Source organism: Streptomyces violaceusniger Tu 4113, from assembly GCF_000147815.2.
Taxonomy (GTDB): Bacteria; Actinomycetota; Actinomycetes; order Streptomycetales; family Streptomycetaceae; genus Streptomyces; species Streptomyces violaceusniger_A.
The window spans coordinates 9,627,951-9,641,491 of record NC_015957.1; the positions used below are offsets into that span (position 1 = coordinate 9,627,951).

Genomic DNA, 13,541 nt, shown 5'->3' on the forward strand with positions numbered 1-13,541 from the left:
GTTCTAGGTGGGCTTTCGCAGGGCGACCGCGCTGGAGCGGGTGCGGAGTGCCCCGCCACCTCCGGGATGGAGCACGCAGCATGAGGCTGCGACGCGGTATCGCGATTGCCGCCGTTGCCGGCGGGGTTGCGGTGACGACGATGCTCATCGGGCTGGTGACGAACGCGGTGTCGGATCAGTCGCGCTGGCCCGGCTGGCTGGGGTGGCTCCAGGAGCATGCGTGGTTCTCATTCATCCTGCTGGGCGTGGTGATGGTCGTGGGGACCGCGTTGCTGGCCGCGCTGTCGGAGCCCCGGACACCCGTACCGATCGCCGAGCCGTCGCCAAGGCCGGAGGACGGGCCGGGGCCTCCGGGCGCCGCCTTGGTCCTGCGGTCACTGCCGCGCGACACTGCGACCTTCACCAACCGGACCGCCGAATTGGACGCTCTGGTGCGGTCGGTGCAGATGTGGCAGGAGAGTGGTGAGGCGCTGCCGGTTCATGTGGTCGACGGGATGCCGGGGGTCGGGAAGACCACCTTCGCGGTACATGCCGGGCATGTGCTCTCGGAGCGGTTTCCGGACGGACAGCTCTTCGTAAACCTGAACGGGCACACCTCCGGGCGGAGCCCGGTACAGGCGACCGAGGCGCTGGCCTCCCTGCTGGCGGCGGCCGGGGTGCCGACACAACAGATTCCGGTAGGCGACGACGTCGGTGCCGTGACGGAGGCTCGCGCCGCCATGTGGCGCGGTCGGCTGGCCGACAAGAAGGCGCTGCTCATCCTCGACAACGCAGCAACCTACCGGCAGTTGGAGCCCCTGCTTCCCGGCGGGGGTGGCTGTCTGGTGCTGGTGACCAGCCGGAAGCGGCTGGCGGCGAACGAGGAGGTTGTACTGCCGGTCGAGGCGCTGCCACCTGACCACGCGGCCGATCTGTTCACACGGCTCAGCGGGCGGCCCGCCGACTCCCTCGACCGGGCCGTGGTGGGGGCCCTCGTGCGGATGTGCGGAAATCTGCCGCTCGGCGTGTCGCTGCTGGCCGCACGGCTGCGGCACCATCCGTCCTGGAGCGCCGAGGACCTGCGGGGGCGGTTGGTGGCGGCGCGGGACCGGCTGGGTGAACTGCGAGCCGGGGAGCGTGCGGTCACCGCGACCTTCGACCTGTCCTACCGGGACCTCCCGCAGGAGCGACAGCGCTTTTTCCAGGCTCTTGGCCGCTACCCCGGCACGGACCTCGATGCGTATGCCGGGGCCGCTCTTGGCTCCGTTTCGGTAGCAGAGGCACGCCGTCACCTCGATGCGCTCTACGACGATCACCTGATTGAGGAGCAGCCAGGTGACCGATACCGACTACACGACCTCTTACGCGACTATGCCCACGGTCTCACCGATGGGGAAAGAGCCGGTATGGATGATGTCCAGACCATCACACGTGTCTGCACCTACTACCTGGCCGCTCTCGCTGGTGCGAACAACCACATCGTTCGCGCCGGAGCACCCGCTCCTCCCCAAGACGACACGTCAAGGGTAGAGACACCGCCGACGGAGTCCCGCGCCGCAGCTTTGGAGTGGCTCGAGAACGAGCGGCCCAACGTCTTGGCGTGTATCCGGCGGGCGAACAACCTCGACCTGCATGAGCTCGTGATCCGCCTGGCCGCGTCCATGGCTCCCTTCCTGCGGCAGGCCGGTCCCTGGGACCAGGCCGTCGGCCTCCATCGAACCGCCGCCGATGCCGCACGGCGGGCCGGAGACCGGCAGGCGCTGGCCGGGGCACTCGCCGAGCTGGGTGTCGTACGGCGCTTCATGGCCGCTTATCCCGAGGCGACCCAGGCCCTGAACGAGGCGGTGACGGAGTATGAAGCGGTCGGCGATCAGCAGGGCAAGGCTGCCGCCCTGAACCAGGCGGGCATCGTCTGGTATCTGACGGCCGACACCGAGGCGGCTGCCCGAGCCCAGACCGAGGCCCTTACTCTCTACCGCGAAGTGGGGGACCGGTTCGGACAGGCCAACGCGCTCGCGGACCTCGGCATGGTGCGTCGGCAGACAAGCCAGTTCGACGCCTCTGTGGAAGCACAGACAGAAGCCCTGTCGATCTACCGTGAGCTGCACGATCAATACGGTGAGGCGAATTCGCTGCGCGATCTGGGCGTCGTGCACTGCCTCATGGGCGAGTACGAACTGGCCGCCCGGCGACATCGCGAGGCGTTCGACATCTACCGGGCACTCGACGACCGAGTCCACCAGGCATACGCCCTCAACGAGCTCGGCCTGGTACGGCGGCTCACCGGGGATCTGGACGGAGCGCGGGAGGACCACGCCCAGGCGCAGGCGTACTACACCGAGCTGGGCGACCGCTTCGGTCGGGCCAACAGCATCCGCCTTCTCGGGGTATGGGAACGCGTATCCGGGAACGTCGGCGAGGCGGCCCGGTTGGTGGAGGAAGCCCTGAGCACGTACCGCGACCTGGGCAGCCGCGGGGGTGAAGCCGCCGCGCTCAGCGAGCTGGGCGTGGTCCATGGGCTGGTCGGTGAGCGGGACAGCGCCGTCGAGGCGTTCCAGGGCGGCCTGGAGATCGTGCGCGACCTCGGCGACCGGTGTGCTGAGGCCGAGATCCACAATCACTGGGGAGCGCTCATGCTTGCGCACAGTGACCCAGCAGCCGGGCGCGAACGCTTCGATCAGGCGCTGAGTCTGGCCAGGGACATCTGCTGTCCCCTGGAAGAAGCCCGAGCGCTGGAAGGCATCGGTCGCTGCGACTGGGCGATCGACCGGCCCGACCAGGCCGAGCCGTCGCTGCGACAGGCTGTCACCGTGTACCGGCGGTTGGGCGTGAGGGCCGAGGCCGACGAGATCGAGCGCCTGTTGGCGTCCCGGGCGAGGTGACTCGGCCATGTGGCCAATTTCCCTATGCCACCGTGGGTGGTGGGACTGCTACGTTGAGCCGATCTGCCGCCTCACCCGACATCGCACCGTTCTGATACCCGGCACGCCCCACCACGAGGAGCGTTGAATGCCATCGCCCACGCCCGTTCCCACGCCCCATGGCACCGCATCGTTCAGCCCGGTAGCCCAGAGCAACGCGGTCCTGGATCGGGTGGCTGCCCGCGTACGGCAACGGCTGGAGGCCGAGCAGACCGCGACGAACCGCACCGGCGACGGCGCTCACGCGGCTTCACTCATCTGGCCCTGGCCGCTGTGAGCACGCCCGCTTGATGACGCGGTACGAAGGCATCGCCCCACTGCGCACGTTCATCCTCAAGGTCGCCAACCGCTGCAACATCGACTGTGATTACTGCTACGTCTTCAACTCCAAGGATCAGTCGTCCCGGCATTTGCCCGCACGGATGAGCCTGGAGGTGGCACGGGCCACGGCGCAGCGAATCGGCGAGCACGCGGCGGCGAACGGTATGCGGGAGGTCCATGTCGTCCTGCACGGCGGTGAGCCGCTGCTGGCCGGTCCGCAACACATGGCCGGCCTGCTGAGCACCGTGCTGGAGGCCATTCCGCCGACCACGGATGTTCGCTTCGAGCTCCAGACCAACGGGACGCTGCTGACCGAGGCGTGGCTGAATCTCTTCGAGCGATACGGCGTCGCCGTGGGCATCAGCCTCGACGGGCCACCGGCCGCGAACGACCGCCACCGATTGACTCATACCGGGCGCTCGAGCACCGCCTCCGCCCTACGTGGTATCGAGCTGCTGCGCTCCCGGCCCCACCTGTTCGCCGGGCTGCTCGCGGTCGTGGATCTGGCGAATGACCCGGTTGAGGTCCACGACTACCTGGCGTCGTTCGAGCCTCCGGTGATCGACTTCAACCTGCCGCACGGAACGCACGACGATCCCCCGCATCGCGACGACCCGAGCGTCCCCGAATACGGCCTGTGGATGAGCCGCGTCTACGACGCCTGGCTCGCCCGGCCCGAATACCAGCACACGGTCCGGATGCTGGAGGACATCGTGGCGCTCAGCTCCGGCGTACGCGGCTCGGTCGAAACCCTCGGACTGGCCCCGCCCACCAGCATCGTCATCGAATCCAACGGCACGATCGAAGGCGTGGACACCCTGCGCTCCGTCGAAGAGGGCGCCTCATGGCTGGGGCTCGACCTCTTCAGCACATCCTTCGACGACGCCATGCGCCATCCGAAGCTCCTGCACCGACACGACAGCAGGTCAGCGCTGGCCGAGAAGTGTCAGAGCTGCCCGCTGGTGGAGGTGTGCGGCGGTGGGTACCTCCCACATCGCTTCGGCGCCGGACGCGGCTACCGGAACCCCTCCGTCTACTGCGCGGACCTGGAACATCTCATCCGGCACATCCAGGACTCCTTGCGGCAGCACGGCTGGAACGCGCCCGCATCAGCCGCTCCATCCCCTTAGCCGGCCGTACTGCCACGGCGGAAGTCCGTATCGAGAGCAAGCGAGCGAAGCAGACAGGAGACGCCGATGAGCGTGACGATCCGCCCCGCTGACAAGCGGGACGTCATTGCCGTAGCCGAGCTGATCGAGGAAATCGAGCGTTTCTACGGCTCGACCGAAATCCAGCCGCTCGCGGAGCGCCAGGCTCAGGTGGAGGAAGCACTCTTCGGCGCACCGCCCATGGCCTCCGCACTCCTCATCGAAGACGAGACGGGTGCCCTCGCCGGGCTGGCCGCCTACTCGTTCCTCTGGCCGGCCGCGGGCTCCTCCCACTCGCTCTTCCTCAAAGAGCTCTATGTCCGCGACACCCTGCGCAGGCAAGGCGTCGGCGCCCAGCTCATGAACGAGCTACGGGCCCTGGCCGTCGCGCGCCCCGGGTGCAGCCGCATCGAGTGGATGACCGACCAGGACAACACGGGAGCACGCGCCTTCTACAAGTCGCTCGGCTTTGCCGAATTCGACGGGAAGATCATCTACCGAGTCGACACCAGCACGGTGTGAGAGCGCCCGCCGACGCCCAGCAAATATGCGGCCTGGCCATGGTCCTGGCGGGCGTCGCCCTGGGACGCCCCACGCGCGCGGGCCGACGCGCCAGTGGCCGGGCATCCGACGGCGAGAAGAAGGCCGTCGGGGAGTATCGGAACGCACATCAGCGGTAGCCGAATGACGTCGTACGACGTCACCGAGCGGGCTCCGGCGTAGGCGAGCCGGGTCGGGTCGGGTCGGACCGGGCGTCGCAGCGCGGGCGGGGGTGGCGCTCGACGGCCTCCGCGTCGGCCGGTACAGGGTCGCGAGGGCCCGCCACGGCATTTCTCAGGTGAGCGGCCAATTGCGCAGGGCCGCGTCGGCCATCCCCTGGAGTTCATCGCGGCCGACACCGCTCGCGGCCTGCACGGCGATGCCGAACGCCAACGTGGTGACGTAGCGGGCCAGTAGCCCCGGATCGGCCTCCGGGGGCAGGTCGCCGTCGTCGACGGCTCGCTGGAACCGCTCCCGGACGCAGGCGCAGCCGTCGTTGCGCCAGGCGGCCAGAAGGTCACGGACGCCACGCCCGGAGTCGCTGGCGGCCAGGGCGCCCTGGACGCCCAAGCACCCGTGGGGCCTGGTCGGGCGGGTGGTGGTTCGAACGGTGCCGGCCAGGAGCGCGGTGGCGACGCCGAGGGCGGTCGGCTCCTCCATGGCCCGGGCCAGGTATGCGCCCGGGCCTTCGGTGTAGCGCTCCAGGGCCTTGCGGAACAGTTCCTCCTTGTTGCCGAAGGCCGCGTACATGCTGGTGGTGGAGATGCCCATCGCGTCCGTCAGAGCGGCCAGGCTGGCCCCCTCGTAGCCGTGCTCCCAGAAGACCAGCACGGCGCGCTCGAGAGCTTCGTCGGCGTCGAATCCTCTGGGGCGGCCGATCGGGCCGCTCTGCTTGGTCTCCACGCCCGCAGTCTACCTTCTGTAGCGATCGATACTGAAGTGCTACCGTTCGAGTTCTGTGTCGATCGATGCAGAAATCTGAGGAGGTTATTCACGTGGGACTGCTTGAGGGTAAGACTGCTCTCGTCACCGGGGGCAGCACCGGAATCGGCCTGGCCAGTGCCGTACGGCTGGCGGCCGAGGGTGCACACGTGTTCATCACCGGCCGGCGCAAGGCCGAACTCGACGCGGCCGTCGAAGTGATGGGATCAGCGGCTACCGCGGTGATCGGCGACATCTCGAACCTGGCCGACCTGGACCGGCTCTACGAGACGATCCGCGGCCGGGGGCAGGGCTTGGACGTACTGTTCGCGAATGCCTCCGTCGCCGCGTTCGTGCCGCTCGAGCAGGTCACCGAGGAGCACTTCGACGCCCTCTTCGGTATCAACGTCCGGGGCACGCTGTTCACTGTGCAAAAGGCGCTGCCGCTGCTCAACGACGGTGCGTCGGTGATCTTGAACGGCTCCACCAACGTGGACGTCGGCATGGAGGCGTTCGGCGTGTACGCGGCGACCAAGGCCGCCACCCGATCGTTCTCCCGGACCTGGGCCAACGAACTCAAGGGACGCGGCATCCGGGTCAACACCATCACGCCCGGCCCGACCGACACCCCTGGCCTGTCGGGGCTCGCGCCCGACGCGGAGCAGGCCGCCGGCTTCAGGCAGCAACTGGCTACGCAGGTGCCGCTGGGCCGACTCGGGCGCCCGGAGGAGGTCGCCGCCGCCGTGACCTTCCTCGCCTCCGGGCAGAGCAGCTTCATCACCGGTTCGAGCCTGTACGTCGACGGGGGCCTGAACCAGATCTGAGTTCCGTGGATCTCAGTTCCATGGCCGCACATCCGGCGGGGATGACGGCGCCCGGCTGCCGGGCTCGCTCAGGCGGGCGAGCCCGGCAGCCTCGATCGCCAGCCGGCCGGGCGGGCCGTCCAGGTCGACCGGTGGAGACGGTCCGGACCGTGAACAGCCCGGCCAGGGCTGATCCGATGGCCGTGGCCGGGACGCCCGTCAGGCGTCGGGGCGCTCCGCGGCCGCCCGTTGCGACTCCTCCACGACGCGGTGGAGCGCCGCCACGTGTCTTTCGAGTGCGGCCCGTCCGGTCGGGGTGAGGGCGAGCCAGGTTCGGGGGCGCTTGCCCACGTAGCCCTTCTTCACCTCGACATAGCCCCGGGCCTCGAGCGTACTGACCTGCTTGGAGAGGGCGGAGGGCGACATTCCCACCGTCTCGCGCACCCATCCGAACTCGGCCCACTCCACACTCACCAGCAGCGACACGATCGACAGCCGCGTCGGGTCGAGCAGGGCGGTGTCGAAGTCAGCGGGATCCATGGGCGATACCGTTCATGCCGTCCTTACCGTCGCCGCGCATCGCCAGGGAGTTCAGGCCTCGCTGCAGACTGCGGCCGAAGATGATGAGGGTGGCGCCGAGCACGGCGCCCGCCACCGTCCCCGCGTACGGGAACAGGTGGTCCGGCATGAACGGTGCGCCGACGAAGCCGATCAGCACGACGGCGACGATCGCCAGTTGGGCCGGCCGTGCGAAACGCGGGGAGATCTCGCTCCTGCGCACGCGGGTGGGCCGACCCAGGAGGGCGCCGCCGCGAGGGGTTCGCAGCATCACCGCGTACGCCACGATCAGTGCGGTGACCGCCAGGGAGATCCCGGAGCGCACGTCGTCACCGAAGAAGTCGGGTGCCGCCAGTTCGGCGAAGAGCGCGACGCCGAACACGACGCTGACCCAGCGGGATTCCTGCTGCGAGGCGCGGCCCTGGGCGCGGAGCCGCTCGATGTCGCGCAGTGCGCGGGCGGCCTCGGCGGGCGGGGTCACACGGTCGGACATGGGGTACCTCCAGGAGCTTGCGCACGCTTCAACCGAACTAGTTTCCTGAGTGGAAACTAGTTCTCCCCGGTGGAATAGTCAACCGGCAGGACAGTCGTGTCCTGGGAGTAGAGGGCGGCGGGAAGGCGCTGTTCGGGAAGGGCCCTAGGGCTGGGCGCGCCTACGGGAGCGGTCGGGCGCTGGGCCGTACGGGGGGCTTTTGCGGGGCGGTCCGCCACGTCGCCGCCCCATCCGGCGGGCGTTCAGATGATGGTGTGAGAAATCATCATTGCCGCGTCGACCGATGGGATGCGCCGTGCCCCGGTTCAGCGTCATCGTGCCCGCATACGAGGTCCAGCCGTATCTGAACGACTGTCTGCGGTCCGTCCTGGAGCAGGACTTCACGGATCTTGAGCTGATCGCGGTCGACGACCACTCCCCGGACGCCTGCGGCGCGATCATCGACGAGGCGGCGGCGTGCGACCCCCGGGTGCGGCCCGTACACCTGCCGGAGAACGCGGGGCTCGGCCGGGCCCGGAACGCCGGGATCCGCCGGGCCACCGGCGACTATCTGCTCTTCCTCGACGGCGATGACACCCTCGCCCCCGGCTCGCTGCGCGCCATCGCCGACCGGCTGGCGCGGACCGGCGAGCCGCAGGTGCTGGTCTTCGACTACGCGCGCGTGGACTGGACGGGCGAGGCCGTGCGGAACGTCCGTGCCGAGCTGCTCCGGCACGGAGATCCCGAAAGCGCCCGCCAGGTCTTCCGGCTCGACCAGCGGCCCGAGCTGCTGCGGCTGCTGATGGTCGCCTGGAACAAGGCGTACCGCCGGGACTTCGTCCGTAAGGAGGGCTTCGCCTTTCCGCCCGGCTTCTACGAGGACACCCCCTGGACCTTCCCCGTGCTGCTCACCGCCGAGTCCATCGCCGTCCTGGACCGGGTGTGCGTGCACTACCGGCAGCGGCGGCGCGGCGGGATCCTGCGCACCACCAGCCGTCGCCACCTCGATGTGTTCGAGCAGTACGACCGGGTGTTCCGGTTTCTCGACGCCCGGCCCGGGCTGGCCCACTGGCGCCCGGCGCTGTTCCAGCGGATGGTCGACCACTTCGGTGTGATCGCCGCCGCGCCGGGGCGGCTGCCGGTGCGGGCCCGGGCCGAGTTCTTCCGCCGGGCGGGCGCGCACCACCGCCGCTACCGGCCGCTCGGCGCGGCCACCCCGCCCGGCCGCGCCCGGTGGCGGGGCCTGCTGCTGCGGCTGGGCGCCCGCCGGGCGTACCACCTGCTGCGCGGCGCCGACCGGCTGCGCCGCCGCACCGCCGAATGCGGCCTTACGGCGTACGCGGGGGCCCGCCGGGCGGCGCTGTGGCTGCACTACCGGGTGCAGCGGTGCCGCCCCGTCGATCCCGGGCTCGCCGTCTTCGCCGCGTACTGGCACCGGGGCTACGCCTGCCATCCGGCAGCCATCGAAGCGAAGGTCCGCGAGCTGGCGCCGGGGCTGCGCACCGCCTGGATCACCACCCCCGAGTACGCGCACACCCTGCCGCCCGGGGTGCGGCGGCTGCACCCCGGCTCGGCCGCGTACTGGACGGCGCTGGCCCGCGCCCGCTTCCTCGTCAACAACGTCAACTTCACCCAGGGGATGCGCAAACGGCCCGGTCAGATCCATCTCCAGACCCACCACGGCACCCCGCTCAAGCACATGGGCCTGGATCTGCGGGACCGCCCGGCCGCCGCGCGCGGCATGGACTTCGGCAAGCTGATGGAGCGGGTGGACCGCTGGGACTACAGCCTCTCCGCCAACCGCCACACCACCCTGGTCTGGGAACGGGTCTACCCCTCCGGCTACACCACGCTCCCCTACGGCGCCCCGCGCAACGACGTCTTCCAGCACGCCACCGAGGACGAGGTGGCCCGGCTGCGCGCCCGGCTGGGCATCCCCGCCGGTACCGTCGCCGTGCTGTACGCGCCGACCCACCGCGACTACCAGCGCCGTTATGCGCCGCGGCTGGACGTCGAGCGGGTGGCCCGCGCGCTGGGTCCCGGGTTCACCCTGCTGGTCAGGACGCACTACTTCCATGCCGCGGCCACAGGCGTGGCGAGCCCCACCGGGCGGGCGCTCGACGTCCCGGGGCACGGGCGGGTGCTCGACGTCTCCGGGCACGGGCGGGTGGAGGAGCTGTGCCTGGCGGCCGACGCGCTGCTCACCGACTACTCGTCCCTCATGTTCGACTACGCCAACCTCGACCGCCCCATCGTCATCCACGCCGACGACTGGGACGCCTATCGCGCCGCCCGTGGCGCCTACTTCGACATCACCGCCGCCCCGCCCGGCCCGGTCTCCCGCACCGAGGACGAGCTGATCGCCCTCTTCGCCGACGGCGCCTGGTGCGGTCCGCGCTCGGCCGCGCTGCGCGCCGCGTTCCGGGCCCGCTTCTGCCCGTACGACGACGGTCGGGCGGCCGAACGCGTGGTGCGCCGGGTGTTCCTCGGCGAGCGCCACGCGCTGCTGCCGCCCGTCGTCCCGCTCGCCGAGCGCCGCCCCGTCCCCGCCGCCGTCGCCGTCGCCGTCCGCACCCTTCCGAACGTTCCCGACGGTCCTGCCGGTCCTGCCGGTCCCGACCGGTCCGCCGAGCCCCGGGCGGCACGGCGGGCCGGGGTGGTGTGCGCCGCACCGGCCGCCGCACCGGCCGCCGCACCGGTCGCCACTCCTGCCACCGCTCCCGCCAACGCGCCCGTCTCCGCCCCCGCCCCCTCACTCCCCCACCGGAGCCGCCCCCACTAGCCCCCGCCACCCCCAACCGGCCCCGCGCCCCACCCGCCGCGGGAACCGCCGCGCCCGCCGTCCCGACGCCCCGACCCAGGACGCACGATGCCCCTCACCGCACCGCCCGCCGCCCCCGCCCCTGGCTCGCCGACCCGCCGCCGCTGGTGCGCGGATACCGGCGTACGGTCCCGCTGCCACTGCGCCGCACGGTCGTCGCCGTGACCGGCCCCGGGCTGCGCCGGGCGGCCATGCGGGGCCTCGGCGGGCTGTCGGCAGCCTCCGGCGCGCTGCGGCTGCGCCGGGCGCGGCGGCGGCTGCGCCGGGCCGGACTGCTGGCGGGGTCCGGCCGGATGGTGGTCGCGAGCCGGCGGGGCGCCCTCGTGGCGACCCTGGCCCCCTCCCCCACCCCGCTGTTCGCGCGCGGAGAGAATCTGCGGCTGGTGTGCGAGGCGCTGGACCGGGCGCGGATCGACCACTTCGTGGTCCGCTGCCACAGCAACGTCGGCTCGGCCGTGGGCGTCCGGGCCGATCAGCGGGCGGAGGTGGTCAAGGCGCTGTCGGCGCTGTGCGCCGAGGAGGCCGGGTATGTCTCCCTGCCCCCGCGTCGGGGCCGGGAGACGGCGGCCCCGCCCCGGCTCGGCGGTACGCGACGGGCCTGGCGGCGGCTGGCCGCCGCCCCCGTGGTCCGCTTCACCCGCTTCCACGCCGGGCCGGGCGGACGGCTGGTCCTCGGCTCGGCGCACGGCTGCGACATCGAGTTCTGGGAGCCCGGCGGGCAGGGCGAGGAGCGGGTGCTGATCGCGCCGCGCTTCAACCGTACGACCGCCTCGGTGCCGCTGGTGGGCGAGCCGGTCCGCACCCCCGACCAGTTGTTCACCCGGCTCGCCCCGGCCATCGGCTGGCAGCCGGGGCCGCTGGTGCGTACCCGCCCGGAGTTCCTCACCCGGCTGCCGGACGAGGTCCGCTTCCCCATCGACGTCGTCTACACCTGGGTCGACGGCTCGGATCCGCAGTGGCAGCGGCGGCGGGCGGCCCTCGCAAGCGCGGGCTATCACGCCCAGGCCGCCAACGCCGCCCGCTACGCCAACCGCGACGAGCTGCGCTACTCCCTGCGCTCGCTCTACCTGTACGCGCCCTGGGTGCGCCACATCTATCTGGTGACCGACCGTCAGGTGCCCGACTGGCTCGCCGTCTCACACCCGGGGATCACCGTCGTGGACCACCACGACATCTTCGACGACGCGAGTGTGCTGCCCACCTTCAACTCCCACGCGATCGAGACCCGGCTGCACCACATCGACGGACTCGCCGAGCACTTCCTCTACTTCAACGACGACGTCTTCCTCGGCTCACCGGTCACCCCGCAGGACTTCTTCCTGGCCAACGGCGTCTCCAAGTTCTTCCCGTCCCGCGCGCTGATCCCGCTGACCCCCGTGGGCCCCGGCGACGTCCCCGTATCGGCGGCGGGCAAGAACAACCGGGCACTGCTGGCGGAACGGTTCGGCCCGGCCATCACCCAGAAGATGAAGCACACCCCGCACGCCCTGCGCACCAGCGTCCTGGCCGAGATCGAGAAGGAGTTCCCGGACGCGGTCGACGCGACCATGGCCAGCCGGGTGCGGTCCACGTCGGACATCTCCGTACCGTCCTCGCTCCACCACTACTACGCCTTCCTGACCGGACGCGCGGTCCCCGCCCAACTGCGCTACGACTACTTCGACCTGGCCCAGCCCACCATCCGCGCCCGGCTGGCCAAACTGCTGCGGGCGCGCCACTGCCAGGCGTTCTGCCTCAACGACACGGTCTCCTCCGAGCACGACCTCGAGGACCAGCTGGCTCTGGTCCGCCCCTTCCTCGACGCCTACTTCCCCCACCCCAGCCCGCTGGAGCGGGCCGTCACCCGACAGGAGACGCGGCAGCCATGCCCCTCGCCATCACCCTTCCCCTGAACCCGGACGTCCTCGAGGCGGGCGGGCCGTATCCGCGGGCGCTCAATGTGCTCAGCCGCAAACAGACCGCCGTGCAGCGGCAGTTGCGGCGCGCCGGGCTCGCGGGCTACGAGCCGACCACCCAGGCCACCTTGCTAGCCCTGGCCCAGCAGGCGCCCCAGGGCAGCGTGGTGTACGACATCGGCGCGCACATCGGGCTGTACTCGGCGCTGATCGGTGCGGTGTACGGGAACGGCGGGCGCGGGCCGCGGGCCATCGCCTTCGAGCCGACCCCGGAGACGGCCGCGCTGTGCCGCCGGATCCGGGACTGCAACCGCCTCGGCTTCGAAGTGCAGCAGACCGCGCTGGCCGCCGAACCGGGCACCGCCGAGCTGTACTTCTCCCACAAGTCGGAATCCTCCAACTCGCTCAACCCGGCCCACCGCCGGCACACCGAGTCGGTGACGGTGCCGGTCACGACGGTCGACGCGTTCACCGGGGAACGCGGCATCACCCCGCATCTGATCAAGATCGACGTGGAGACGTTCGAAGCGGCCGTGTTGCGCGGGTCGTACGACACGATCCGCCGCCACCGGCCCTGGATCGTCTGCGAACTCCTCCCCGGCGCCGACCACAACGCGCTGCGCACCGCCCTCGCGCCGCTGACCGCCATGGACTACGGGCTCCACCCGATCACCCCGGAGTCGCCCTGGCACCGCTACGACGAGACGACCTACCGGTCCGCGGTGAGCGGCCAGTGCCGCGACTGGCTGCTGGCGCCGCGGCCGCTGACCCCCGCCTTCCACCGGGCGGTGCGGCGGTGGCTGATCGCGATTCTGGCGTGCGACGAGACGACCAACATCATCACCACTGACAAGGCGTCGTTCCCCTACGGCTGGAACGCGCCCTACCGCTCGCCGCGCGGTGCGACGCGGGTGCCCCGTACGGGGCTGCTGCGGCTGGCGGGCGCGGCCGCGCTTGCCCGGCGGGCGGTCGTTCCGGCGCGGCGGGCGCCTGGCGCGCAGGCCACGGGGAGCGGTTCGCTGCGGGGGTGAGGGTGAGGGCTCGCGGTGGCGGTTCGCTGGTCGCGAGCCGTAGCTTTCCCCACCCCGCCCCTTCCCGATGCTCCAGACGGGTAGTTCTGGAGTGATCGACAGTGGCGGTAACGCAGCAGGTCAAAGCAGTC

Annotated in this window: 11 protein-coding genes; 8 read left to right on the top strand and 3 right to left on the bottom strand. The window is 71.1% G+C overall.

All coding sequences use genetic code 11. The annotated features are described in order from the left end of the window. The first annotated feature begins 80 nt into the window (after nucleotides 1–80). From haaT to haaN, 4 genes are all read left to right on the top strand, one after another. Nucleotides 81–2,861, top strand: a complete 2,781-nt coding sequence (gene haaT, locus STRVI_RS39395) for a cyclophane-containing RiPP biosynthesis TPR protein HaaT (RefSeq protein WP_014061148.1) — start codon at nucleotides 81–83, stop codon at nucleotides 2,859–2,861. A 127-nt stretch (nucleotides 2,862–2,988) separates the two neighbouring features. Beyond that, on the top strand, nucleotides 2,989–3,177 hold the full coding sequence (haaA, locus tag STRVI_RS49375; RefSeq protein WP_014061149.1) for a HaaA family cyclophane-containing RiPP peptide: 189 nt from the start codon (nucleotides 2,989–2,991) through the stop codon (nucleotides 3,175–3,177). 13 nt (nucleotides 3,178–3,190) lie between these two features. Beyond that, the gene (locus STRVI_RS39400) at nucleotides 3,191–4,351 is read left to right on the top strand and encodes an FxsB family cyclophane-forming radical SAM/SPASM peptide maturase (RefSeq protein ID WP_014061150.1); all 1,161 of its coding nucleotides are present in this window, start codon (nucleotides 3,191–3,193) and stop codon (nucleotides 4,349–4,351) included. A gap of 66 nt (nucleotides 4,352–4,417) precedes the next feature. Next, nucleotides 4,418–4,891, top strand: a complete 474-nt coding sequence (gene haaN / locus STRVI_RS39405) for a cyclophane-containing RiPP N-acetyltransferase HaaN (RefSeq protein ID WP_014061151.1) — start codon at nucleotides 4,418–4,420, stop codon at nucleotides 4,889–4,891. A gap of 312 nt (nucleotides 4,892–5,203) precedes the next feature. Here haaN and STRVI_RS39410 read toward each other — a convergent pair whose 3' ends face one another. Beyond that, nucleotides 5,204–5,812 (bottom strand): TetR/AcrR family transcriptional regulator, encoded by a 609-nt coding sequence (locus STRVI_RS39410; protein ID WP_014061152.1) that lies wholly within the window; start codon nucleotides 5,810–5,812, stop codon nucleotides 5,204–5,206. A gap of 92 nt (nucleotides 5,813–5,904) precedes the next feature. Between STRVI_RS39410 and STRVI_RS39415 the strand changes: the two genes are divergently transcribed. After that, nucleotides 5,905–6,654, top strand: a complete 750-nt coding sequence (locus STRVI_RS39415) for an SDR family oxidoreductase (protein WP_014061153.1) — start codon at nucleotides 5,905–5,907, stop codon at nucleotides 6,652–6,654. Between the two features lie 198 nt (nucleotides 6,655–6,852). Here STRVI_RS39415 and STRVI_RS39420 read toward each other — a convergent pair whose 3' ends face one another. Then, entirely contained in the window at nucleotides 6,853–7,173 is a 321-nt protein-coding gene (locus STRVI_RS39420; protein ID WP_014061154.1) for a winged helix-turn-helix domain-containing protein, read from the bottom strand. Then, nucleotides 7,160–7,684: a hypothetical protein gene (locus tag STRVI_RS39425; protein WP_014061155.1), complete on the bottom strand. Its 525-nt coding sequence runs from the start codon at nucleotides 7,682–7,684 to the stop codon at nucleotides 7,160–7,162. Before STRVI_RS39425 ends, STRVI_RS39420 begins: the two co-directional genes overlap by 14 nt. Nucleotides 7,685–7,979: 295 nt before the next feature. Here STRVI_RS39425 and STRVI_RS39430 point away from each other — a divergent pair, with 295 nt between their 5' ends. From STRVI_RS39430 to STRVI_RS39440, 3 genes are all read left to right on the top strand, one after another. Beyond that, nucleotides 7,980–10,445, top strand: a complete 2,466-nt coding sequence (locus STRVI_RS39430) for a bifunctional glycosyltransferase/CDP-glycerol:glycerophosphate glycerophosphotransferase (RefSeq protein WP_078505885.1) — start codon at nucleotides 7,980–7,982, stop codon at nucleotides 10,443–10,445. Nucleotides 10,446–10,591: 146 nt separating this feature from the next. After that, nucleotides 10,592–12,376 (top strand): stealth family protein, encoded by a 1,785-nt coding sequence (locus tag STRVI_RS39435; protein WP_014061157.1) that lies wholly within the window; start codon nucleotides 10,592–10,594, stop codon nucleotides 12,374–12,376. Then, the gene (locus tag STRVI_RS39440) at nucleotides 12,349–13,410 is read left to right on the top strand and encodes an FkbM family methyltransferase (protein WP_014061158.1); all 1,062 of its coding nucleotides are present in this window, start codon (nucleotides 12,349–12,351) and stop codon (nucleotides 13,408–13,410) included. The genes STRVI_RS39435 and STRVI_RS39440 overlap by 28 nt, the downstream gene beginning before the upstream one ends. Nucleotides 13,411–13,541 lie beyond the last annotated feature (131 nt).